The organism is Methanomassiliicoccales archaeon (assembly GCA_013415865.1).
GTDB lineage: Archaea > Thermoplasmatota > Thermoplasmata > Methanomassiliicoccales > UBA472 > MVRC01.
Map to the genome: position 1 here is coordinate 391,621 of CP058896.1, position 24,524 is coordinate 416,144.

Below are 24,524 nucleotides of genomic sequence, written 5' to 3' on the forward strand. Positions count from 1 at the left end.
GAGAGCCTTCCATCGCTTGCTGCGAGGATGGAACTATGTCGAACCTAGGTCCTAAAAAGGAAGGTCTGAACATAAAGGGAAATGGGATCATCCTTTTACTGCTGGCCTCCATGGCCATGATGGTCATGTTCATAGAGATCATGCTGGTGCCTGCGCTCCCAGGGATAGCGATGGAGTATCCTCAGGACGCGGAATGGGTATCATGGATAATGTCGGCATATCTGCTCGTTGGAGCGGTGGCGACCCCCCTCCTTGGGCGTTTGGGGGATATGTACGGAAAGAAGAAGGTCATGATACTGTCGATGATCGCGTACGTCGCGGGATTGATGGGATGCGCCTTCTCATGGTCGATACCCTCACTGATAATGTTCAGGGCCATCCAAGGGATAGGCATGGGCATATTCCCGCTCGCGTTCGGTATCGTTCGGGACACCTTCCCCCGTAGAATGGTCCCGATGGCGATAGGAATCATAAGTGCGATGTTCTCCGTCGGTGTGAGCATAGGTCTGCTGGGAGGAGGATGGGTCGTGTCCAATTATGATTGGAGAACGGCCTTCGATATCGTCTGGCCGTTGATGGCCTTCATGACCGTGGTAGTGTATTTGACCATCAAGGAATCGTCCGTGAGGGTGTCCGTGAAGCTCGATTATGCAGGTACCCTCCTTTTGGCGGGGGGTGTTTTTACGCTGCTCTTCGGCCTTACCCAGGGCGAAGAATGGGGATGGGGCAGCTGGCTGTTCATAGGTTCCTTGGTGCTATCTCTGCTCCTTTTGACCTCCTTTGTGGCGCTCGAGAGGAGGATCCCGAACCCGATAGTCTCGATGAGACTGATGTCCTGCAGAGGGATAGCTGGTGCGAACTTTGCCGCCCTGTTCATCGGACTCAGCATGTTCATGATGTTCCAGACCCTGCCGTTCTTCCTTATGGCCCCTGATATCGCGGGAGGTCTGGGCCTCAAGGACACCTTCACGGTCGGTGTTTACATGTTCCCAAGCGCCATCGCGCAGCTGATAGTGGCACCACTTGTCGGCAAGTTCTCGAAGGAGATCGGCGCGGACAGGATCTTGATGGCAGGATTGGCACTGGTCTCGGCCGGCTATGCCATGCTGATCTTCTTCCATGGTTCAGAGCTGGAGATCATGGCCTCGATGTTCGTAAGCGGATCAGGGTTCGGATGTGCGATGGTATCGTTGATCAGTGTCGTCGCCATGGCATCACCGAGAGAGGAGTTCGGTATCGCCTCTGGCATGAACACGCTATTCCGGGTCGTGGGCGGGTCGATCGGGCCGGTCTTTGCATCGGTGATCATGGCCAGCTACACCATCGATGTTGGCCCGATGACCTTGACCGGGGAGGATGGATATATTTGGACCTGGGTCGCAGGGATCATTTTCTCGTTCCTAGGCTTCCTTGTAGTGATGACGATGAGACCTGGAAGGGGGCTGGACTTTGAGAATGAATGCGCCGGGCCTGTGGATTGAGGGGCTGATAAGACCGCCCCAACCCTTATCGGGCCCTCATGCGTTCCTCCTTGATATTGTGAAGAGGGTGACATGATGAAGGTCCTTTTCATCTGCTCAAGCCCCAACAGGAACGGGAACACGGCGAAGATACTTGGAGAGCTGGCACGGAGATGCGAAGAGAAGGGTGCCGAAGTGTCATGGCATTTCATAGCTGAGATGAAGATCGCCGGGTGCAAAGGGTGCAGGTCGTGCAGAGGTACCGGGGTCTGCAGTATCGAAGATGATATGACCCTTGTCAAAGAGAGCATCATGTCATCGGACGTCGTGGTACTTGGTTCACCTATATATATGGGCGCGGAGACCGGTCAGACCAAGTGCTTCATCGATAGACTGTATAGCCTGTTCCAGCCTGATCCCTCAGGAAGGCCGGGGAGTCTTGTCCCCAAGGGGAAGCTGGCCGTCACGATATTGACATGTGGTCTGAAGGATGGAGATAAGATATACAATTACGAGAACACCAAGTTCTTCAAGGTGTTCGTCAACCTTCTGGGATTTGATATGGTGCTATCACATATAATACCGGGCATGACCCGCCCCGAGGACGCGTTGAATAACACATACGCCGTCCGAGCGCTCGATGATGCGATGAGCTTCATGTTCCCTTGAACGTATCAGGGTGAGGGGAAGAGATGGATAACGGTGAGAATAGGGAACAACGCATCAGGGTGTGCCCATATTGTCTTAGCCACGACATAGAGGAGAGGGTCCTGATAGGTGGCCCCATGGCCCAACTGGACAATGACGATGGTACATTCATCTGCCATAAGTGCAGGCGTGTGGCAGTACCGCTGGAGTTCAGCAATTGGGAGGAATACATGGCCTTCACGTGGGAGAAGGATGTCATTCCGTCAAAAAAATTTAGGACCCTCCCTATGATGCCTGTGATCTGGGATGATATCTCGGGGGACGCGCTGGTCACGAGCATCTCTTGGACGGACAGGTTGGTGCAGGGTCCGGACGTTGCCCCGTTCAAAGATTATTGGAACGCCGCTATGAAAGAGGCCTACCAGGCCAAAGAGGCGTTCATCATCGATGTGACGGGGACCGTGACAGGGAACCCCAGGGTGAACGAGCTCCAGAGGTTGATGAAACGTAAAGCGGAGATAAGCCTTGATGTTGGGATAAGGAGTGAACACGATGTCTATGATTGTTTCACCCTCGGGGCCTGGGAAGTGATCGCTTGCTCGTGGGCGATGCCGTCTATAAAGATCTTCGAGCAGGTGGTCGAGATGACGGACCGTTGCATACCCTGTCTCTGCCATTCTAAGAAAATCGTTTGGGGCAAAGAGAAGGACAACCCCCTGAAGATAGAAGAGGCCGTTAGACAACTGAAGGATTATGGATATCGCAAGGTCGCCATCATGGACCTATGGTCACTTGGAAAGAAAAAATATTCCGGAGAGGACATTGTGCTCCGCGCGCTCGGACAGGGTGTCGACGTGATGGCGGGAGGAGGTATCACGGACGAGGCCCTGGACAAGATCAGGGAGATCGGTGCGGTCGGTGCGATCCTAGACCCTTTCTCACCAACTGTAATGTCGCATCTGGTCAAGAGGGTCGGTTGAGGATGAGGCTCTCGGCCGAGATCGGGAGACGGTGGCCATCGACCGTGACGATCTGCGAGGGGGACCTTTGACCTGGTATACCGACCTCCCGGTCATTGTTACGCTGTCGGTGCTCCCACCTCTGCTGTACCTTTGGTGGTTCACCAAGGCGGAGACTTACCAGCCGGTCGAGAGGTCGGACGTGGTGAAGGCATTTTTGACTGGCGCTTCGCTAGGGGTCATCGGCGGGGCCATGCTCACACTAATGATCGTGATCCCATTTGTCATCCTATCAGATGACCCGGACGGTCCGGCCGTGATGCTCATGACGGCGGTGATAGCTGCGCCGATCGCGGAAGAGGCCATGAAGGGCGCTTGCCTGTTGCTTTTCAAGAGCAGGCTCGATAGGCTCGCATCTGGCCTTGTCCTAGGTGTTTCGGTCGGATTGGGCTTCGCCACCGTAGAGAACTTGTTATATGGCATTACTGCAGCCTTTGAGGGGCTGTTCATGGCCATTTTGCTGGTGGGGGTAAGGTCGTTGACCGCGGCGTTTGCGCACGCATCATTCACCGGGATATTGGGCTATGGGGTCGCAAGATCGAAAAGGCAAAGAAACGATGCCATATGGTTGCCATTTTACATCCTTGCTGTGACCTTGCATGCTTTTTTCAATCTTGTCGCCTCTTACTCTGAGATCTTTGATATAAGCACATTCCTGCTCGTGTCCTCGACCATAGTGCTCGGTGCCATGACCTTCATTTTGTTCTTCATCCTTAGGAAGAGGGTGGTTCAATTGAATGACATGGAAAGGGACGAGGAAGAGAAGCTTGCGATAAAAGAGGCCCAAATGATATATCTTGGCGGTTCCAATGGGTAAAAGCATGGCCTTGTCCATGCTCGACATCGTCCTAGTGCTGTTCGCGGCCGTGTCCCCTCCGATATTGTATGCCCTTTGGATAAGGAATGCCGAGACCTGTGACAGGGAGACGCTGCCCTCGGTGATGCGTGCATTTCTGTTGGGGGCCTTCTTCACCTTAGGTCTCGCCATCGTGATAGAGACGGTCGTCCTGACAGTGCTCTATTCAGATGGTGGGATATTCACCAGGCCATTCTGGTCATTGGACCTCAAAGACCCGGACATGCAGCTTTTCATCATAGCCTGCGTGGTGGCGCCCCTGGTCGAGGAGATGACCAAAGGCCTTGGCATCTTTGGCATGAGGGCAAGGATCAGAGAGCTTGAGGATGGCATAGTCTACGGGGCGGCTGTAGGCCTGGGGTTTGCTGCCTTTGAGAACATATTGTACGAGGTGGATGCGCTGTCCGTCGGGTTCAGTGTCTTTGTGGGGACCGCCGTGGCAAGGGCGCTCACCTCAACGGCCCTTCACGCAAGCGCCAGCGCGATCCTGGGATTGGGGTTGTCAAGGGGGCTTCTAGGTAGGCCAGGTAGGTTCCATAGCATCATTCCATACTACCTTCTGGCGGTGCTGCTTCACGGGGTCTTCAATCTCTTGGCAATAACTGGAGAGATCACGGGTTCCACGGTGCTCTATCTTATCGCGGTCATCGCAGGGCTCGTGCTGGTCCAAAGGACCTTCGGTTCGTTGTTGAATAAAGTACGGATGATGGACATGGAATGCAGGGAGGGGCGTTCAATCTGATGCTAGCTCTCTTCCGATGTCAGCTGCCCTTTCCAGAGCTTCCTTCCTTTCATTTATCTCGCCCTTCTTGAACACCGACGGGACCAGAAGCTCGAAATCTGACCTGAACCCAATGGTATTGAGGAAGGATCTGACCTCTGAGACCGTATTCCTGAAGTTCGCCTTAGGGTCAGCTCCCACAGCAAATATGGCCGCCCTCCTTCCTTTTCTTATTGGACCGGACACCCAGATGCATTGACATCTGTCTATTGCCTTCTTAAGTTGACTGGAAGGGCCTGAGAAGAAGATGGGGGTAGCTACGATGAGAGAGTCCGCCTTTTCAATGAGATCGTAGACCATTGCCATGTCATCTTCGATCACGCAGTGGCCTTTTTCACGGCAGCCATCGCATTCGCGGCATCCTTCGATCCTAAGCTTTGCGATGTCCAACCTCATCGTTTCCGCGCCTATCACCCTCGCTGCGCCCAAGGCGGTCTCGATCAATATCTCAGTGTTACCTTTTTCGCGTGGACTGCCATTGAGCGCGACGACCAACATGCACGATGCCCCTGTGGGGAGAAATGATCGTTCGATTTGATTATACCTGTTTCATCTTGTTGTGATGCTCGAGGTTCTCAAGGATCCTATCTTTGAGCTTTTCATAGTATTGGAATGTTTTCGGCACATAATCTGAGGCGCCGCTCTTCAGCACCTGGAAGCTTATGTCGGGGTCATCCATCGCGGTCACGAATATGATCGGTGTGCTCTGATCGAACGACCGTATCTGCTTCAGCAGCTGTGCTCCTGTCGCATCTGGAAGCCTATAGTCCAGGACGATTATGTCATACCTCGAGGCCTTCAATTTCATCAAGGCCTCTTTTCCGCTCTTTGCCGGATCGATATAGAAATCATTGGTCGATAGGTATTCCATACAAAGCTCGATGTGATCGACGTTATCCTCGACCATTAGGACCTTTATCCTATCCGGCAAAGATGACCTCCTATCGTGGATAGAAATGATAGAACATGTTTATGAGCGTTATCGATGGAATCATTCGAGGTATAGATTCTTCAAAGAATAATTCGATGAGCAGGAGGCCAGGCTTCAGAAGGCCGTGTTCGTGAAATACCGATTTTGCACGGATTATTAAATGTGAATAATTGTGTATTATAAGAATCAACACCTTAAATTTATTTATTTTGATTTGATGATAGCCAGTATATATTTTTATTTATTTAATTTATTATAGATATTATTAATACTGATAACTTTTGGAATCACATAGTATAAATATAGGACCAAATATCAGCACTTTTGACAGCACTCGGGACAGGAGCTCATTCCCCCTATTCTCCTCCGAAAAATATGTTCCACCTTGCGCCCCGCCCGAGTTGCTTTCTCATTTTCATTCTGAACTGCCATTGAGCATGTTTTCACTTAAACAAAGATGGTATGTTTTATCGAGGCCAGGCTTTAAGGGCCTCACCAATAACTACATCAATGAAGACCTTCATATGGAGTTGTTCAGGGTGCTTTGATGGAAGAAGGTGACTTCACCAAGGCTCGCTCAATGGTTTTTCCAAGGAACGTCCTTGTCGGTCACGGCGTCATAAGATCGGTGCCCCAGGTCTGCAAGGACTTTGCACTGTCAGGGACCGCTTTGATGGTGGCCGGGCAAAAAACAATAAAGGCGGCGGGAGAGACCATAAAGGATGGCCTTGTGAGGGAAGGGTACGATGTGCATGAGATACTTGTAGGTGAGGCCACCGACGAGAACTTGAAGAAGGTTATCCAGGCGGCGAAGGATGTGAAGCCCGACTTTTTATTAGGAGTGGGGGGTGGAAGCAAGATAGACCTTGCAAAGATGGCCGCCAAGGAAATGAACCTGGAATTTATATCCATACCTACCTCGGCATCTCATGATGGCATCGCCTCAGGAAGAGCGTCAATTAAAAACAATAAGGGACCTATCTCGATGGATGCGAAGGTCCCATTGGGCGTCATAGCGGACACCGAGGTCATAGTCCAATCGCCCTTCCGCCTATTAGCGGCAGGATGTGCGGATGTCATCTCCAACTCGACGGCCCTTATGGATTGGGAGTTCGCCAAGAGATTGAGGAACGAAAGCTTCAGCCGCTCGGCCTATGCTCTTGCAAGCTATACTGCCGAGACGGTGATCGAGAATGCAGACCTGATAAGACCTGGGCTTGAAGAGAGCGTCTGGATAGCCATCAGGCCGATCATCATCTCAGGGATAAGCATGAGCGTTGCGGGGAACTCCAGACCGACCAGCGGTTCTGAGCATATGTTCTCCCATGCATTGGACCTGATCGCGCCAGGGAAGGCCCTGCATGGAGAACAATGCGGGGTCGGTTGTATCATGATGATGTATCTTCATGGTGGGGACTGGAAACGCATCAGGAATGCGCTGATCAAGATCGGCGCTCCAACGACGGCCAGAGAATTAGGGATCACCAAGGAGCAGGTCATTCAGGCATTGGTCACAGCAAACAAGGTGCGGAAGGACAGGTTCACCATACTTGGCATGGGCCTGACCCCAGAGGCCGCAGAGAAGATCGCTACGATCACACAGGTTATCTGAGGGATCGAAATGAGAGAGGTGAGAATAGATGGTCATAATCACATTAATCGGAGAGAGACAGGCGAAGGAGGGTGCGAAGTTCATCTATCGCGGGCCTCTGACAGAATGCAGGGATTGCAAGCTGAAGGCAGTATGCTTCAATCTGGACGTTGGGGGGCTCTACAAGATAAAAGGTAAAAGGGATGTCCATCACGAATGCAAGATCCATGAGGACGGTGTCCGGGTGGTCGAGGTCGAACGCGTCCCGATAAGGGCGGTTATCAGCAAGAAGGCCGCCGTGGATGGCTCCACCATCTCCATTGAGGGGGCCCGATGCAAGAACCTCGGGTGTGAGAAATATCTGCTATGTCATCCTCCTGGCCTAGAAAAGGGCATGAAGGGGAGGATAGTAAAGCTTTGCAATGACATAGATTGCCCTGAAGGCCAGAGATTAGTAGAGGTGATGCTTGACTAAGGTTCTTGGACAATGACGAGGGCCCTATCAGACATCGTTCGGACCTAGGTGAGGGGTTAGCGTCGACGATGACGTGGTCGACAATGAAGACGGGTCTCAGGCCATCAATAATATGACCTGCGACATTGGACCGACCCCATCAGACCAATGATGGTGCCCTTTTGTTGGAACTGATACGTGTCGAATTATCATAGATCGTATAAACCATCAAAACTTACACCGTTCTAGAGCATTCCTTGATATACTGATGCCTGCCCTAATTGGATTTCAGACAATGTCGACCATCGAGCGCTTGGCGCATAAGATCATGCCGGAGATCAGAAAGGATTTCAGGTCCATCTTCCCAGAGGCAGAGACCAAGTTCTTCGTGGACGGCGAAGGACGCGGTGTGATCAAGGTCATCGAGAACGGCTATCTGGTAGGTATGGAGTTCATAGAGACAGAGGTCTCTTGGGCATCGAAGAAACGCATGTGGGAGTACTATGTCGTCCTTGTGAACAAATGTCGGCTGGTCGTCTATGTCCCTAAGGCACATGCGGACAGCGCCAGGATGAGGTTGCTGGAGTTCAACAACTATTGGCTGAACTATTACCTTGTTTACTCCTATGATGAGGGGCTGCGGACCGAGCTCGTCGGGCGGCCGAGGCCTTTGATGACCTCTCCGCTCAGAACGGCAGCATTCCCCTTAGGTGGTTATCTGTGATGGTTCAACGGAACCTCTGTCCGGTCAGCCTCTCATACATATCGATATAGAGTGCGCTGACCTTCTCGACCATCTCTGCGGGCAGCGGGGGGATTTCCGGCTCGTCGGCCCCTGCTTTTCTGGCCCTCATGAGCCTCTCATGATATCCGATATCGCGGTAGTACTGACGGACCATCTCCTTTGACAGCTCCACCATTTTGCCATGGCGGTACATCTCTGCGTCCCACCAGCGGTCCTCGTCCGCGGTCCCGAAGGTGTCCACGACCATGAGCCTCCTCATCCTGTCATACGCGAACTCCTTCTTACCGTCGACATGGATCAGCCCTCTGGAACCCGCCTCTCTTGCAATGATCCCGTCGATGACCTTGATCACTTCGAAGACGTGGTAATATTCATCAGGGGTAAGGCCAGAGATCCTGATCGCCTCCTCGGTCGTGAGGTTCCTGTCAGTCTCCTCTAATTTCGTTGTTGTCTCGAAGAACATCTTTGGAAGCTTCTCCCCATAGGATGGCATGTGACCTTTGGGGAAGCCTAGCTGCTCCGGGGCCACCTCCCCGTTCCTTATCCGGTCGTTCAAGGAACCGGCATTATAATGTCTGCAGATGAACTCCAGGGGGATCAGATAGTTGACAGTGCTATTGTTCAATTTGGAATAATCGGGGATCACTTCCACACGTTCGACCCTCATCCTGTTGCCAGCGACCAATTGCTTGAAGTCGGTCTTTATCCCCGCCTCCTCGCAGAGCTTGAACCAATGGGCCGCGGTCCTGCACAGGGTCTCTCCCTTGAAAGGTATGTCCGTCGGGATGATCTTGTCGAACACTGAGATCCGGTCCGTGAATTCGAACTCCAAAGTATCCTCATCTACAATCCAGACCCTCTTGACCTTGCCCTCGCGGTAGAGCTCCATCATGGCACCTGGCGATAATCAGGATCTGAGATTAATTGTTTTTGCAATTATCATCATAGCATCTCGGCGCCCTCATGCACAACGATGCCGCCATTAGTTATCTGGTAAGGAGTGATCCTTCTGGAGTGCTTGGTCCTCCTCATCTTGATGATGCGGAGCGACAGCTGAAGCTCGTTCTTGTCATGTCTCTCCTCATAACGGAGGGATATGACCCCATCGGATACATACTCCACAAGGCCATCCCTCGACGCCAAGGGATTGTCGTCCTTGACCTCGGCCGTCATCAGACAGGTGGCGCCCGCCTTTTTGATCATTTGGGACAGGTTGAACATGTTAGCCCTTCTTTCGTGCTCGGTGTCGAAGAGCATGTTTAGCAGGGAGATCGAATCGACGACTATCCTGGACGCACCGAAGGACCTGATGAAGTCGGGAAGCTCGCTCTTGATCCGGGAAATGGTGGACTTGGCGTCGTTGGGTTCGAGCTTGACTATGTAAAGTTTCTGCGAGTCGATGTATGGTCTCAGGTCCCATCCATGAGAGGCCGCATCTGACAAGATGGACTCCTGGTCCTCCTCTAATGAGATGTAGATGCCTTTTTCTCCCTGGGAAAGCCCTTGGTTCAAGAACTGGAGACCAAACGTTGTCTTTCCGGTACCGAAAGAGCCCATGACCACGAAGGTCTCGCCCTTCGGCACACCCCCTTCGAGCATGCTGTCCAGCCCCTCCACTCCTGTCCTGACCCTTTCCATAGTATCACGCGATCCTCTCTGTATCGATGACGACCAGCCCGCTCTGGGCTGTCACCGTAGTGGCGAACCTCGCCACGCGTTCCTTGTCCAAGTGCGGTAGGATGCTCATGAATTTCTCCACGTGAATGTACCGCTGCCTCCTTGATGAGGTACCGACCTTGCTCCATTCGAAGACCAATGCCCCGTCGACCGAGTCCATTATCATCCTCTGTTTTTTCTCGTCAACGACGTCCTTCGTCATCAATAGATAGATGACCCCTCCCCACTTCTTCGATATCCTCTGCATGCCCTTGAGCACCGCTATCAGGTCTTGGACCTCGATCTTGGTCGAGAGCAGGAGGTCAGTGAGCGAGTCTATTATCACCATGTTCCCCTTGGCATTCTCGTCGAGATATGTCACGAGCCCTTCCAAGAGATTCTCTTCGCCGTTATTGCTGAACAATGCTGACGCTCCCTCTCCCGTCCATCCCCTTGGTACAAGGGTCTGGCGGAAGTAGCTGTTGGAAAAGTCCTTGAAGATGACGTTCTTGGCGAATGATTCATAGAAATCGGAGTTAAAGGACATCTTTATCTCCTGGAGGATGTCCTCTTTCGACCTTGAGAAAGTGACGTAACATATCTTGTCCGGCATCAATTTCTCTCTCAGCATCGAGCCGAGGTAGAACGTCGCGCTCTCCGGTGATTCTTTCACAATGCTCAGCTTTGCCGCGGAGGTTATGACATATTCGTTCTGACCTGCGCCCAGGTCGCCGAGCAACAGCACGACCGAGCCTGGCGGCATACCCCCCTTGATGATGCTGTCGAAATCCGCTACGCCTGTCGGTATCCGTCCCCGTGGAGCTCCCATCCCACGACCTCGCCAGGACATCCATCGATTTATAATGTAGATAATCCTTTTGAAGGTGGACTGGCGTCCGAGAACGTCAATCCTCTTTTAGGGCCTCCAATGCGAAAGAGATCAAGTGTTCGGCCGCCGCCCTCTTGATGTCCATCCTTCCTCCTGAGAAGGTCTTCTTCTCTGTGATGCAGACCGGGCCGTTGCAATAGGCAAAGCACACCAGGCCAACGGGCTTGCCGAAGGTGGCACCGGTGGGGCCAGCTATGCCCGTGACCGATATTCCGATAGATGCGCCAAATGCCTCTCTCACGCCCTCTGCCATCTCCCTGGCGCATTCCTCGCTCACTGCCCCATAGCATCGAAGGGTGGCTTCCTTTACCTTCAAGAGCTTGATCTTTGATCCGTCGGAATAGGTCGTTATCGCGCCTTCGAAGTACCTCGAAGAACCTGGGACGTTCGTCACTATGTCCCCGACGAGCCCCCCTGTCACGCTCTCTGCGATGGCGATGGTCAGCCTTTTCTCTCTAAGAATCCTCCCCAATTCCTGCTCCGGACTCATCGACCTCCCTCCTTGGCTGCGGTGACAGGTCCCTGAGCCTGCTCACGCCGTCGATCTCCTCGATCACCTCGGCCACCGCCCTCGGCACCAGATGCTTCCAATCTTCCCCAGAGGCGATCCTTCTTCTGATCTCGGTGCCGGAATAAAGGGAGCGGTTGAACATAGGAGACGATGCCACCTCATAACCGTCCTCTTCGAACAGCCTCCTGGTCAACGGATTGTTGGTATAGACCTTCTGGAAGGGTGGGACCATTGAGACGACGTGCGAGGTCCAGATCGCATACCTGTTGATGTCCACTATCGGCACCAGGAAATAATTGCTGTAGCCTTCGTCCCTTAATGCCCTTGATATCATCAGATGCCTTTCGCCTGCTGTGAAGGGGTTATCAAGGGTGTGGGAATACTGTGCGCTGCCGATGCCTATGATCAGGTCATCGCAGTCCCGCAAGATCTCCTTCACGACCTCAAGATGCCCCTTGTGAAATGGCTGGAACCTGCCCAGGAGCAGACAGTCCTTTTTCTTCGGCCTAGATGCCATACTGTCATATCATACGTCAGGTGTGATAAAAATGTGATGGGTGGCGTAAGAGAAAGGAAAATCAGGAAAATTGTTTCTGTCCTAGTTCACGACCGGCGATTTTGTAGGCATCCCCACCAGTTTTTCAGGCAGATCGGCCAGCTTTTTCAGGAGACCCTCCTTCTTCGAGCCTCCTACAAGAGCGTGCTCGAGGACGTCCCTCATCGTCGAGACAGGGATTATCTCGATCTTTCCGACATACTTCTTGTCGAGCACGATGTCATTGAGATTGGCCTTCGGGATGATGACCTTCTTTATGCCTGACTCGGCCGCCGCCTCGATCTTCGCCGTGACGCCCCCGACAGGTAGGACCTGCCCCCTGACGCTCAAAGACCCCGTCATCGCCACGGACTGGTCTATTGGAACGTCCTCCAGGGCCGACACCACGGCCGTTGCGATGGAGATAGACGCGGAGTCGCCCTCCACGCCCTCATAGGTCCCGATGAACTGTATGTGCACGTCGTGGTTGCTTATGTCCTCGCCTGTGTATTTCTTGATCACCGCCGAGACGTTCTGGACGGCCTCCTTGGCTATCTCCCCTAGCTTTCCAGTGGCTATTATTGTGCCGCCGTTCTTTGTCTGCGCCGGGGTTACCTCGGCGACGATAGGGAGCACGATGCCCGAGAGCTCGGACATCGACGATTCCGAGTTCATCGCGGCCAGACCGTTCACGACGCCGACCGCCTCCCCCTCGACCCCGAAGGTCCTGTACTGCTTCCTCGCCTGGATATAACGGTCTACTATCTGTTGCTCCAGGCTCTTGGCGATCGCCTTCGCGGCGATGACGTGTTCCTGGGTGACGATCGGGGCGTTCCTCTCCCGGGCGATGTCTCCCGCCACGCGGACCAGTCCGCCCAGCTCCCTTAACCTTAATGTCAATTGCCCTTTTCTTCCTGCACGCCTCTGGGCCTCCTTTATGACCTCAGCTACCGCGAACTTGTCGAAGTGCGGGATCTTCTTGTCCTTGGAGACCTCCTGCGCCACGAACCTGACGAGCTTCTCCCGGTTCTCGTGGGTGTCGTCCATGGTGGACCTCATGTAGACCTCGTAACCGTAACCTCTTATGCGTGACCTCAGGGCAGGATGCATTCCAGACATCGCATCGAGGTTTCCTGCACAAACAAGGATGAAATCGCATGGCACAGGCTCCGACTTGACCATCGCACCGGATGAGCGTTCGCTCTGACCGGTGATCGGGAATTTGCCCTCCTGGAGCGCTGTGAGCAATGACTGTTGGGACTCCATCCGCAGCATGTTTATCTCATCTATGAACAGGACGCCCTTGTTGGCCTTGTGTATCGCACCTACCTCCAAGCGCTCATGTGCCGGCGTCTCCAGGCCGCCGCTCTGGAAGGGGTCATGCTTCACGTCCCCTAACAGCGCGCCAGCATGGGCCCCGGTGGCATCGACAAAAGGTGCTGGATCGGATGGGTCATGGCCGACCAGCAGTTTTGGGACATTGTAGTTCTCCTGGCGCTGGCCAGTATACCTTGTTGCAAAGAAGATCAACGCCGCCGCTATGATGCCGACGAGCAGTATGTCGATGCTCGCGTAGATGATGAACATCGCGACAGTCAGCATTATGACCATCATTATTATGAACGACACCATCGAGGATCTCTGCCTTTTCCTCGCCGCGGCCTCGGCCTTCTGTGCGTTCACAATCTCCTTCCCCTTCCCGGCAGGGACTATGCGGATCCTTGGTTCGTTCCCATCGTCAGGGTTGTGATACGCGATAATGTCCTGCAGCTCGCTCTTGGGAAGGTATTCGGTCATGGACCTAGCGAGCATTGACTTGCCCGTCCCTGGTTCACCTATCAGCATGACATGGCGCTTCTGCTCGGCCGCTTTCTTGACGACCTCGACCGCTGCGTCCTGCCCGATCACCTGGTCAGCGAGCTTCTCCGGGATCTTGATATCGGCGGTGGACTCAAAGGTCTGCGACTGGATCCAGATATCCACGTCCGGTACCTGCTCCCCCTCCTTCTTCATCTCATCGACCATAGTTCATTCCTGCTTACCTTAAATAGGTACACTAACAACGACTCATACAGGCACCGCTAGATAAGGTTATCCCTAACCATCAGCGGGAAAGATAATTAGCCAGCATGCATTCTGCCGTATCATGCGAAAATCTTTCACAACATGTCCCAGTGAGGCAGCGGCAAGAATATTAGGGTGACAGGCGGTCGGTGAACGGTAAATGAGGTTGGAAGAACTGGGCCTATCACCGGGCGTGATGGGGGTGCTCAAGGAAGATGGCATAACCGAGCTCTATCCACCGCAGGTGACGTCGGTCCCGATCGCGTTGTCCGGGAAGAACCTGGTCGTTGCCGTCCCGACCGCCTCTGGTAAGTCCCTTATAGGTTATCTGGCAGCCACCAAGCATGTCCTTGAGAAAGGAGGGAAGGTGATGTACATCGTCCCCCTGAGGGCCCTGGCGGCAGAGAAATTCGAGGACCTGAAGAAGTTCGAGGCCCTGGGCATAAAGGTGAGCATGTCGGTAGGCGACTATGATGAACCAGATAAACACCTGAGGAATGCCGATATAATAGTGGCGACCTCGGAGAAGGCGGACTCCCTCCTGAGACACCGGGGGGAATGGCTATCGTCGATATCCCTGGTGGTAGCGGACGAGGTGCACCTCATCAACGACCCTGAGAGGGGGCCAACGCTCGAGGTGACATTGGCGAAGCTCATGCGGTTCGGCCCCAAGGTCCAGATAATCGCATTGTCGGCCACGGTCCGCAACTCATTAGAACTTGCGGCCTGGCTCCATGCAGAGCATGTTTCAAGCGGATGGAGACCTGTTAAGCTGAAGGAAGGGGTCTTTACCGATGGGGTCATACGTTTCACGGACAACTCGAAGAAGAAGGTCCCATTGGAGGAGGACCCCGTTTGGAGCCTGGTCAAGGATTCATTGTCGAGCGGGGGACAATGCCTGGTCTTCGTCAACACCAGGAGGTCTACGGAATCGATGGCCTCGAAGTACGCCAAGCTCATGGGGCAGCTGGCCGTGGGGGCCCCAGAGGAGGGAGAACTGAAGGAGATCGAGGGAGAAGGGGAGCGCACATCGATTGCGGCAACATTGAGATCTTGCCTCAAGAAAGGAGTGGCCTTCCATCATGCCGGGCTCACCCACGAGCAGCGCCGATATGTGGAGTCGAATTTCAAGAAAGGGAGGATAAAGATCATCATTGCCACGCCCACCTTGGCCGCCGGCATCAATCTTCCCGCGAGAAGGGTCATAATCCGGGACGTCCAAAGGTTCGAGGAGGGGGGCTATGTGCCGATCCCTGTCATGGAGATAAAGCAGATGTGCGGACGGGCCGGGCGTCCGCGATATGACACCGAGGGCGAGGCGATCGTCATTGCGAAGAACGAGGATGATGCGAGCTTTATCTTTGACAATTACCTTTTGGCAGAGCCAGAGGACGTATTCTCGAAACTTGGACAGGAGACCGTCCTAAGAGGTCATGTTCTCTCGAGCATTGCGACCGAGACGGCGAGGTCGTGGAGCTCTTTGATGGAGTTCCTCTCGTCCACTTTTTTCGCCCATCAATCTGACATATCCGAGATCGAGGATGTCGCCCGCGATATCATCTCCTTCTTACATAAGGAGGGGATGATCGTCGTGGATGGTGATGATTACAGGGCCACCTTCTTCGGCCAGAGGGTCAGCGACCTTTACATCGACCCGTTGACCGCGGTAAAGCTCCGTGATTCACTGAGAAGGTATGAAAGGGGCATGGGCCACTTCGGCTTCCTACATGCGGTCTGCGCGACCCCCGATATGTCGAACATCTACGCGAGGAAGAATGACCTGGAATGGCTCGAGGTGCTCGTGTCAAAGAGGTGCAAGGACCTGCTCTGCGATATCCCCGAGGATGATGAGTACGATTTCTTCCTGTCCGAGTTCAAGACCGCCATGACTCTTGAAGAATGGATCGAGGAGACGGATGAAGAAAAGATACTCGATGTGATGGGGATCGGCCCCGGCGACCTGAGGAACAAGGTGGAGCTGGCAAAATGGCTCTTGTATTCTATGAGAGAGCTAGCTGGCATATTCAACCGGGAGGCCTATCCTGTCCTCACGGACCTCATGAAAAGGATGGAACATGGAATAAGACCTGAGCTTCTGGACCTTGTAAGGTTGAAGGGTATCGGAAGAGTGCGAGCAAGATCGTTGTATAATAAGGGTTTCACAACGGTCGAGGCGATATCAAAAGCGGACGTCAGGGCCCTGGCCAATGTCATCGGCATCGGGGAGACTCTCGCCCGGAACCTTAAGGAACAGGTCGGGGGGCCATTGGAAACATCAAAAGAGGGCCCTATGGATATAAGCCGTGTGAACGATGGCAACGCGGAGGAAGGAGGTCAGAAAAAGGTGCATAAGCAGACCTCCATATCCGATTTTTAGAAGTCCGATATCGCCCTGGTGACAAAAAAGTTCTTGTCCTTGTAATAGAACGAATAGTGGGTGCTGGAATGCTCTGTCTCTCTCATCTTCACGCATCTCAGCCTCCTTTGCACGTCCGTCTCCCCGACCTCGACCATCTTCAAATGCAAGATGCCATCGGCCAGGAAATCCTCGTCCTTACCGCCATAGTATGAGAAGGCCCCGACCGGCATCTCGCAGATGATGAAAGTGGTAAGGTCCATGCTCTTCAACCACTCGAAAAGCCTGAAAATGTTCTCTCTTGGCTCAGGGAACTTTGCGATCAGGTTGAGCGCCCCAAGGGAGTCGATGACCAAGAGCTGGTAGTTCATTCTCTTCTTCGATTCCTCGATGGCGAACTTGAAGGTGTCCAGCCATTCATCGCCCTCTGTCTTGAGGCGCAGCTGGCCCAGGTCCAGGATCTCCACTTTCCCTTTCGTCCCTTCGACGAACCCGAGATTGTGCATCTGTCTCAGGAGGCTCGGCCTGCTCTGCTCCAAGGATACATATAGACCAGGTATGCCCTCGTGGACGGCATTCCTGAAGAGCATATGGTAGGCTATTGACGATTTCATGGTGCCAGCTGAGCCCGCGATGAGAACGACGTTGCCCTCCGGGATGCCTCCGGAGATGTTCTCATCAAACCCATGTATGTAGGTTTTAAAACGTCTCCTCTGTTCCATTTCCTTCCCCGATACTGCCACTTAATGGTTTTGTCGATGTTATAAGGCTTTACAATTTTGGTGGTGCGTGTCCTATGGCCCGGAGGACCGAGGTCATGTCCGCCTTTGCTTGGATGATACCTTCACATGACCTCATCACGGTGTCGGGGTCCTTAAGGACATGGCCTGTGCACACGCAGACCACCCTCTCGTCCCCATCGATCTCGCCCATCTCCCTCAACTTTATCAGACCAGCTATGCTCGCGGCCGAGGCCGGTTCCACACCTATGCCTTCCAGGCGACCGAGCAACTTCTGTGCTGCCAGGATCTCTTCATCGGTGACGTCGATGGCCGTTCCCCCTGTATCATATATCGCCTTCAATGCCTTCTTTCCCGAGGCGGGGTTGCCTATCCTGATCGCGGTCGCCACCGTCTCAGGTCTTTCCTCGGGCACAAAGTCCTTGCTCCCTGCAAGGAATGCCTTGACGATCGGGGCGGAACCGGAGGCCTGGACCCCCGTCATCTTTGGGACCCTGTTGATCCATCCCATCTCGCGCCACTCCATGAACCCCTTGTAGACGGCCCAGATATTGGCCGCGTTCCCCACCGGCAGTATCACCCTGTCCGGGACCTGGAAATCAAGCTGGTCCATGATCTCGAACGCGATGGTCTTCTGTCCCTCGGGCCTATATGGGTTTATCGAGTTGAGGACATAGAGATGACCTGCCGCCCCCATCTCCCTTATGACCTTGAGCGCGTCGTCGAAATTGCCATCGACCATGACGACCTTAGCGCCGTAGAACATGGCCTGGGCGAGCTTACCTGCCGCCACCTTGCCTGAGGGCAGCAGCACGATGCAATCCATCCTCGCCTTGGCCGCATACGCCGCCAGGGATGCCGATGTATTACCGGTTGATGCGCAGCCGACTATCTTGCATCCCAGCTCTGCCGCTCTTGAGACCCCTATCGTCATGCCACGGTCCTTGAAAGAGCCCGTGGGATTGGCACCTTCGAACTTCACCATCACCTCCTTGGTCTTCACGAGCTCGCCAAGCGCCTTGCATCTGTACAAGGGCGTACCGCCCTCCATGAGGCTGACCTTCCTCGATGGGTCGACAGGCAGGAACGGAGCATAGCGCCATACGCCCATAGGATAGGACCTTAGCTCCTTGGGAGAGCTTATTTCGATTGCCCTGAGGTCGATGTCGACCGTAAGACGGCCGCCGCATCTGGGACAGCTGTCGACGAAGGGGTCCTCCACATCCATCCTGCACTCGAAGCAACTGACCCTATGGTTCATCTGGATTCCTTCCTGACCCCTTCGCCCCATGTGGTGATCCAGCACAGGCATTCGACCCCGCGGCTCTCATAGAAGCTCTGGACGGCGTCCCCAATGGCCGTTCCGTCCATCTTTTCAAGGTCGAAGAAGGAACATATGCAGGGCCCAGAACCACCGAGGAAAGATGCCAGTGCCCCCGCCTTCTTTGCTGATTCCTCAGCTTCGCGAAGATGGGGGATGAGCGGCGCCCTTGCAGGTTCGATGATCTTGTCCTTGACGCTCCTCGCCACGAGGTCGAGGTCGCCCGAGGCCATGCCTGCCACGAACGATGACGCCTGCCCTATCTGGAATATGAAGTCCTTCAGCTCCACATGCCTTGGGAGCACCTTCCTCGCCTCCTTGGTGGGCACCGCGAAGCCAGGCAGGGCTGCCACTATCCCAAGGTTCTTTGGAGGGTTCACCCTGACGATCTCCAGAGGGTCATATGAACGTATGATGGTGAAACCGCCATACAATGACGGCCCGCAGTTGTCAGCGTGGAAGCTCCCGGATGAGGCCTCCTCTCCTTTTGCGGCGGCATACAGTAATTTGTCCATGCTCAAAGGCTTTTCAAGGAAGAGGTTGGCCGCATAGGCACCTCCGGCAGCCCCTGCCCCCGAGGAGCCCATCCCGCTGCATGGCCTGATGCCTTTCTTTATCGTGATGGTGAGACCAAAGTCCGCATTTCCCATCTCCAGCACCTTTGCTGCGGCCACGGCGGCCGTGTTCTTCGTGTGCTCGATGGTCACTGCATGCGCCCCTATCCCTTCTATCTTCTCAACGCGGACGCCCTTTTCGCTCGTCCTCCTTGCCTCGATGAGGTCCGTGGGGTCTTTGAGCGCAATACCGAAAACATCGAAGCCTGCGCCTAGGTTGGCTATCGTGGACGGGGCCCTGACGGTTACGCGGTCGGATGACATGTTTGTGACCTTCCTTAGAAATATGATTATTTGCTCTGGATGACCTCAAAACCCCTCCGTGACTTTAAACCTTTGCTAAAAGGGTTCGCTGGCCCGGGGGAAAGGTTAGATAAAAACGGTCATATAATCCTGCCGCTTGTCATCCAATGATGCGAACTTTCTACCTTCGTGGAGGAAGGGGGAGGGCAATAGAACCATCTGTTCTAATCAAGGATGTCCAGAGCAGATTGGGGAATGAGGCCCTATGTCTCGATGCGGACCTTGTCTGTGGGGCAGAGCATATAGGGTCGGCCGTATATCACGCTGAGAGGGCCTTCAATTATGGTACTAATTCCTCTGACTCCTTTGCCATGGAGGTCCTGCTCTATGCCTCTGGGGAGCGTCAGCTCTCGAAGGCCATGTCGAAGATGAGCGTGAAGACCGGGGATGTGAATGTCGCCATACTTACCTTTGATGGGGGGGTCAGTGATGATATGATGAGAGACTGGCGCATCACCCCGGACAGCAGCGTCCTCGGATTTACCATCGCCAAGGCAAAAAGGTTCGGGATCGGACCGTTGGAGGTGTCATCCGTTCCCTTAGGAATGCTCCAGGACCTTGTACTTGAGAGGGTTGCGTTCGTAGATGTTATCAAGCGTTGAGACCCTCAAGCTTTCTGGCAATTGATCCTTGTGAAAGCTGATTAATATTCAGTAGAGAATATCCATCACATAATGGTCATGACCGACCGGGTGGTAGCAAGGTTTGCCTGACGACTTCATCAAGCAACTTCAGCTCTCAAAGCAGATAGAGCAAAAGGCAAAGGAGGCGGCACAGGACCGCAAGGCCTCTGAGAAAAGCCTGGCCGAGGCGGAGGCCGAGCTGGCGAAGATCAAGGCCAAATTAGGCAACGTTGAGGAGGCCGAGAAGCTCTTGGCCATGGCAAGGGAGGCGTTCAAGGATAAAGACTACAAAAGATGCCTGGCGATGTCAGAGGAGAGCATCAAGGCATCGAAGAGCGAGATGGTCAGATGGGTCGAAGAAAGGTTCGGGTCCACCAGACAGCTTTTATCGGTCCTGCAGGAGAGCGGCGTGAATGTGACCGATGTCTCGGCCCTTCTTCAGAAAATATCGGGACCGCTAGGCCGAGGAGATCTGGATGAGGCCGTGGCGGCCTCCTCAGAGGCCTATGACAGAGCTGTCGGTCTGGCCAAGGACGTGGTCTCAAGCCTTGTGTCCGAAGGGAAAAAAGAGTCGGAGGTCCTCAGCGAACGGTCATTGGATATGGCCGAGGAAGTGGCAAAGCTGAACAAGGCGGAGTCTTTGCTCAGCTCTGCCGACTATCTTTCCGCGATACGGGAGGCCCAGAACTCCGTAAATTCGTTGAGGGGGAAGTTCAGGTCATACTATCTGTCGAGGGTCGAAGAAATCAAGAGAAGGATGATGTTATGGCCTGGAAGGGGGCTTGAAAAGGTACAGATGGCCTTGGACAACGCCATCGCGAGGATGGAAGCACATGAGATAGAAGATGCATTGATAGAGCTGGGCGCGGTGGAGGAGAGCGTCAACAGGTCTATCGCCGAAGCAGTGAGGGCGCATCTTGATATCCTTGCCAGCAGGACGGCCACCGTCGGACAGATGGGCATGTTCACGAGAGAGGTCGTCAGGACCATCGAGGAGGCCCGGACCGTCCTTGAGCAGGGAGACCTTGTTCGAGCGATAGAGGTGGTGAAGGTGGCCGACGAGCTGCTCAGGGATCTGGGGTCAGAGCTCGTGGCGAGAGAGCTGCTCAGATCAAAGGTCCAGTTGCAGATAGCCATGACGGTCGGGGCCGACCTTGTCCCAATGGCAAAAGAGATGGAGTCCGCAAGAGGATTTGTATGGCAAGGAGATTTCGCTTCGGCGGTACAGTCCGTCATCAGGGCCAGGGATGCTCTCGAACAGAGCATTTCAGGGTATCAAGACCCGGCGGCCCGTTTGATGGAGCTCAAACTTGCTGTCGCAAAGGCAGAGTCGCTTGGGCTGAACGTTGCCGATGCTATCCGGGCCTCGTCATTGGCCAGGAAAGCTGTCCTGCAAAAAGACTACCACAGGTCCTCAGAGATGCTCAAGGACGCTGCCAGAGAGGTCCATAACAGCATACACGCCTTCTATGGTAAACAAATAATGATGATAGAGATGGGACTGGCGACGGCCTTGAGGATGCAAGGGGACGTTTCCCTTGAGTCGGACAACCTGGACCAGGTGGTCGCAAAGATCAGGGCGAATGAATATACTGTTGTCGAGGAGGAGCTGAAACGTCTTTCAGAGGGCGTCGAGCTCATAATCAGGGACCTGGCCGAGAGGGCCGTGGAAGAATCCAGGAAGATCATCAATGAGTACGAAGGTCCGACGGACAAGGTCGGGCCCACGGCAAAATTGGCAGAAGCGGACATGGCGATCGCTGAGGGAAAATTCCCTGAGGCCTATGACCTGGCGGTCGAGGCCGTCTCATTATTGAGGAGGGAGGAGAGCGAGCTCATCGGGTCGAAGTTCGAACAGGCGGAAAGGCTCCTCACGATCATGGTCGAGCTAGAATGCGAGAGCAAGATGCTCAGGTCGAAATTGGAAAGGGCCAAGGAGCTCAACGCCTCAGGGGATGTCGCTGGAGCTATAAGATTGACCGAAGAGGTAGTCCACTATGCCAAGGACATCATCAAGGACGATGTGCAGAAGGAGATGGTCAAGGTCAAGAAGGCCATCTCCATCTCAAAGAAAAAAGGAGTGGACGTCGCAGAGGCCGAACGGACCATGAAGGAGGCCTTCGACCTACTTGGGCAGGACAGGACCGAAGCGGCATATGAGAGGATGCAGGAGAGCATGGACAAGCTGAAGGAGGTCAATAGACTTCATCACGAGGCCTATGACCTGATAGCGGATGTTAGAGGGCTCATCAACGAAGCTGCCGCGAAAGGTCTTGATGTCAGCAAGATAGAGGACCGTCTTGACGGTGCACGGTCATTGTTCGAATCGGGGCGTTACAAGGAATCGATGGATGTCTCCAGGGTAGCGCTGCTTGATATCGAAAGACGGGCGGCGCCCCATATCCTTCCGAGGATCATCGCCGAGGCGAAGGAGATGTTCGCCCTGGGGCGGAAGATGAAAATCGACACGACGAGGGCGGAGAACGAGCTTGAGAATGCGGAGAGGCTTGTCGGGAAAGGCGACTATGAAAAGGCTATCGCCATGGTCAAGGAGGCCAGAGGCCAGATCGCGGCCTTGATGTCCGATGCGTTGTCCAGGGACATCTCGGCGGCCCGGGCCGCCCTGGAAAAGAGCGAGACCGAGGGAAAGAATGTCGCATCCCTAAGGCTCATGATCGAAAAGGCCGATGGCCAGCTTGAGGACAGGCAGTACAACGAGGCCTGGAGGATAATCGAGCTCGTGAAATCCGAAATAGACCAATCGACCTTCATGGACGCAAAGGCGTCCGACTATGTCCGGCAGGCCGAGATGGGGATCAAGGACCTGAATGAGATAGGCATGGACTCCCCTGCGGCCCAAGAGGTGCTTAGGCAGGCCAGGCTTTTACAGAAACAGGGGAATCTTACTCTGGCCATCGAACTGTCCAAGAAGGCTTTCCTTATCGCCGCTGAAACGGCAGAAAGGATCGTGACCGAAAGCGTGGCCCGTGCAGAGGAGGAGGCAGGGGTGAAGGGACTGTCGAGCACGGAGATGTCTACTGTCATCGACCTCAGGGAGAGGATCAGGAACGCTGTCACATCGCATCGTTTCAAGGAGGCCGTGATCCTACTTCCATCATTCCAACGGGCCCTTGATGATCTGGTAACGAACAGAAAGAGGGCGCTGTCATCACTCTCTGAAGCAGAATCCAAGGTCCCTGACAATAACATTGAAGCTCTCCCTGTCCACCTGAAGGAAATGCTCATGAGGGCGAAGAAGGAGCTTGAGGAAGGGTCGTTCATTGATTCGACCGCGACATCGGAGAGGTTCCTGCAGGAGATGGCATCGATCGAGGCGATGAGGGCGACGAGGAAGAACGAGATCTTATCCATAAGAGAGGACCTGGAGTTCATAAGCGATGACAGAAAGAGGCGGGAAATAGCGGACCTGGTCGATTCCGCTGAGGCGCACCTCTCTAAATTGGAGCTGGAAAGAACCTCTTTGTATCTCAGAAGGGCCCGAGCATCGTTGATGGAGGCGACCGGGAGCGAGGTGGGGAAATGCTTCGAGGACCTTATGCTTCTGCAGAAGATAATCGACCAGCTTGGGTTGCCAAGGCCGGAGCAGGAGGCCCAGAATGGTCAGGCGATCAAGATATCTGACATAAGGCCTAAGGACCTGGAGAAGCTACGCAGAGAGATAGGGGTGTTCATAAACGCTGTCGCCACGGGGTTGAATTCCCGGCTGGAAAAGGTCATTGCCAAGGTCCAGGAAGCAGGGGAGCAAGGAAGACCTATAACTGCGAGCATGGCCCTGATCGAAAAGGCCAGGTCGGCAATATCGGGAGAAAGGTTCCCTGAGGCGATGGAGGCTATCACCGACGCCGAAAGGTTCATAGGTGTTCCAGATGAGGTCATGGAACGTTTCAATTCTGGAAAGGCAGAGCTGATGGAGGTACTTACCAACATGAGGTCTGACGCCATTGAGGTCGATGACCTGGTCAAAAGGTTGGAGGCTCTGGAAAAGTCCCTGCCTGAAGGACCGGAGGATTCTCTCAATGGCCTGATCTCACTAGGTGCCGCCATCAGAGAGCAGATCGAGAACATGAGGCCCTTCATCGATGTTTCTGTGGAATTCATCGATCCCCCGAAGAAGGGGTCCTGGGGGAAGGCATTGGTCAAGGTACGCAACTCAGGGGGGTCGACGGCCATGCATGTCAAGGTCTCGTTCGGTGAGGAGGTCGAGGTCAAAGGGACCTCGCTCATCGACCTGCTACCGCCGAGCGGGACAGAGGTGATGAGGGCCGAGATACTTCCATATTTCTCTGGAAGTAAAAAGGTCCCAGTGATGGCAAGATGCGAGAGCATGATCGACAGGAAAGATATGTCCTTCGAGTCGGGGCTCGAGGTCTATGTAAAATGATATGTCGGTCGTGCAGACGGCCCCC

At 54.1% G+C, this 24,524-nt stretch carries 22 protein-coding genes; 11 read left to right on the forward strand and 11 right to left on the reverse strand.

All coding sequences use genetic code 11. The annotated features are described in order from the left end of the window. The first annotated feature begins 35 nt into the window (after positions 1-35). From HPY73_01940 to HPY73_01960, 5 genes are all read left to right on the forward strand, one after another. Positions 36-1,481, forward strand: a complete 1,446-nt coding sequence (locus tag HPY73_01940; protein QLH74335.1) for an MFS transporter — start codon at positions 36-38, stop codon at positions 1,479-1,481. Between the two features lie 72 nt (positions 1,482-1,553). Further along, positions 1,554-2,129 (forward strand): flavodoxin family protein, encoded by a 576-nt coding sequence (locus HPY73_01945; GenBank protein QLH74336.1) that lies wholly within the window; start codon positions 1,554-1,556, stop codon positions 2,127-2,129. A 23-nt stretch (positions 2,130-2,152) separates the two neighbouring features. Continuing rightward, positions 2,153-3,088: a hypothetical protein gene (locus HPY73_01950; protein ID QLH74337.1), complete on the forward strand. Its 936-nt coding sequence runs from the start codon at positions 2,153-2,155 to the stop codon at positions 3,086-3,088. Between the two features lie 67 nt (positions 3,089-3,155). Then, the gene (locus HPY73_01955; protein ID QLH74338.1) at positions 3,156-3,944 is read left to right on the forward strand and encodes a PrsW family intramembrane metalloprotease; all 789 of its coding nucleotides are present in this window, start codon (positions 3,156-3,158) and stop codon (positions 3,942-3,944) included. 4 nt (positions 3,945-3,948) lie between these two features. Continuing rightward, complete coding sequence (locus HPY73_01960) at positions 3,949-4,725, forward strand: PrsW family intramembrane metalloprotease (protein ID QLH74339.1); 777 nt, start codon at positions 3,949-3,951, stop codon at positions 4,723-4,725. On the opposite strand, the gene HPY73_01965 is transcribed toward HPY73_01960, so the two are convergent. Beyond that, positions 4,717-5,262: a flavodoxin family protein gene (locus HPY73_01965; GenBank protein QLH74340.1), complete on the reverse strand. Its 546-nt coding sequence runs from the start codon at positions 5,260-5,262 to the stop codon at positions 4,717-4,719. The two genes, HPY73_01960 and HPY73_01965, sit on opposite strands and share 9 nt — an antisense overlap. A 40-nt stretch (positions 5,263-5,302) precedes the next feature. Continuing rightward, positions 5,303-5,671, reverse strand: coding sequence for a response regulator (locus HPY73_01970; protein ID QLH74341.1), 369 nt, complete (start codon positions 5,669-5,671; stop codon positions 5,303-5,305). A gap of 571 nt (positions 5,672-6,242) precedes the next feature. On the opposite strand from HPY73_01970, the gene HPY73_01975 reads away from it, so the two are divergent. From HPY73_01975 to HPY73_01985, 3 genes are all read left to right on the forward strand, one after another. Beyond that, positions 6,243-7,307 carry an NAD(P)-dependent glycerol-1-phosphate dehydrogenase gene (locus HPY73_01975; protein QLH74342.1) on the forward strand — a complete coding sequence of 355 codons (1,065 nt, stop codon included), beginning with the start codon at positions 6,243-6,245 and terminating at the stop codon, positions 7,305-7,307. Positions 7,308-7,335: 28 nt separating this feature from the next. Continuing rightward, positions 7,336-7,761, forward strand: a complete 426-nt coding sequence (locus tag HPY73_01980; GenBank protein QLH74343.1) for a UPF0179 family protein — start codon at positions 7,336-7,338, stop codon at positions 7,759-7,761. A 274-nt stretch (positions 7,762-8,035) separates the two neighbouring features. Continuing rightward, positions 8,036-8,464, forward strand: a complete 429-nt coding sequence (locus HPY73_01985; protein QLH74344.1) for a hypothetical protein — start codon at positions 8,036-8,038, stop codon at positions 8,462-8,464. Between the two features lie 4 nt (positions 8,465-8,468). Here the strand turns inward: HPY73_01985 and HPY73_01990 are convergent, their stop codons facing one another. The 6 genes from HPY73_01990 to lonB all read right to left on the reverse strand — a co-directional run bounded on the left by HPY73_01990 (position 8,469) and on the right by lonB (position 14,089). Further along, on the reverse strand, positions 8,469-9,374 hold the full coding sequence (locus HPY73_01990) for a phosphoribosylaminoimidazolesuccinocarboxamide synthase (protein ID QLH75608.1): 906 nt from the start codon (positions 9,372-9,374) through the stop codon (positions 8,469-8,471). Between the two features lie 53 nt (positions 9,375-9,427). Beyond that, on the reverse strand, positions 9,428-10,123 hold the full coding sequence (locus HPY73_01995) for a KaiC domain-containing protein (GenBank protein ID QLH74345.1): 696 nt from the start codon (positions 10,121-10,123) through the stop codon (positions 9,428-9,430). A gap of 4 nt (positions 10,124-10,127) precedes the next feature. Beyond that, a complete protein-coding gene (locus tag HPY73_02000) occupies positions 10,128-10,970 on the reverse strand; it encodes a recombinase RecA (GenBank protein QLH74346.1) in 843 nt (280 codons plus the stop codon). Positions 10,971-11,046: 76 nt separating this feature from the next. Next, positions 11,047-11,520 (reverse strand): CinA family protein, encoded by a 474-nt coding sequence (locus HPY73_02005; GenBank protein QLH74347.1) that lies wholly within the window; start codon positions 11,518-11,520, stop codon positions 11,047-11,049. Next, complete coding sequence (locus HPY73_02010) at positions 11,486-12,058, reverse strand: nicotinamide-nucleotide adenylyltransferase (protein QLH74348.1); 573 nt, start codon at positions 12,056-12,058, stop codon at positions 11,486-11,488. The genes HPY73_02005 and HPY73_02010 overlap by 35 nt, the downstream gene beginning before the upstream one ends. Positions 12,059-12,139: 81 nt before the next feature. Further along, a complete protein-coding gene (lonB, locus tag HPY73_02015; protein QLH75609.1) occupies positions 12,140-14,089 on the reverse strand; it encodes an ATP-dependent protease LonB in 1,950 nt (649 codons plus the stop codon). A 211-nt stretch (positions 14,090-14,300) separates the two neighbouring features. On the opposite strand from lonB, the gene HPY73_02020 reads away from it, so the two are divergent. Beyond that, positions 14,301-16,517 carry a DEAD/DEAH box helicase gene (locus HPY73_02020; GenBank protein ID QLH74349.1) on the forward strand — a complete coding sequence of 739 codons (2,217 nt, stop codon included), beginning with the start codon at positions 14,301-14,303 and terminating at the stop codon, positions 16,515-16,517. Here HPY73_02020 and HPY73_02025 read toward each other — a convergent pair. Genes HPY73_02025 through HPY73_02035 form a run of 3 tightly spaced genes read right to left on the reverse strand, consistent with a single transcriptional unit; the run spans position 16,514 to position 19,435 of the window. Further along, positions 16,514-17,218, reverse strand: a complete 705-nt coding sequence (locus HPY73_02025) for an AAA family ATPase (GenBank protein ID QLH74350.1) — start codon at positions 17,216-17,218, stop codon at positions 16,514-16,516. The genes HPY73_02020 and HPY73_02025 overlap by 4 nt on opposite strands. Before the next feature lie 49 nt (positions 17,219-17,267). Further along, positions 17,268-18,497: a threonine synthase gene (locus HPY73_02030; GenBank protein ID QLH74351.1), complete on the reverse strand. Its 1,230-nt coding sequence runs from the start codon at positions 18,495-18,497 to the stop codon at positions 17,268-17,270. Continuing rightward, entirely contained in the window at positions 18,494-19,435 is a 942-nt protein-coding gene (locus HPY73_02035; protein QLH74352.1) for a homoserine kinase, read from the reverse strand. Before HPY73_02035 ends, HPY73_02030 begins: the two co-directional genes overlap by 4 nt. Before the next feature lie 146 nt (positions 19,436-19,581). On the opposite strand from HPY73_02035, the gene HPY73_02040 reads away from it, so the two are divergent. Beyond that, entirely contained in the window at positions 19,582-20,076 is a 495-nt protein-coding gene (locus HPY73_02040; GenBank protein ID QLH74353.1) for a hypothetical protein, read from the forward strand. Between the two features lie 103 nt (positions 20,077-20,179). Beyond that, positions 20,180-24,499 (forward strand): hypothetical protein, encoded by a 4,320-nt coding sequence (locus tag HPY73_02045; protein ID QLH74354.1) that lies wholly within the window; start codon positions 20,180-20,182, stop codon positions 24,497-24,499. Positions 24,500-24,524 lie beyond the last annotated feature (25 nt).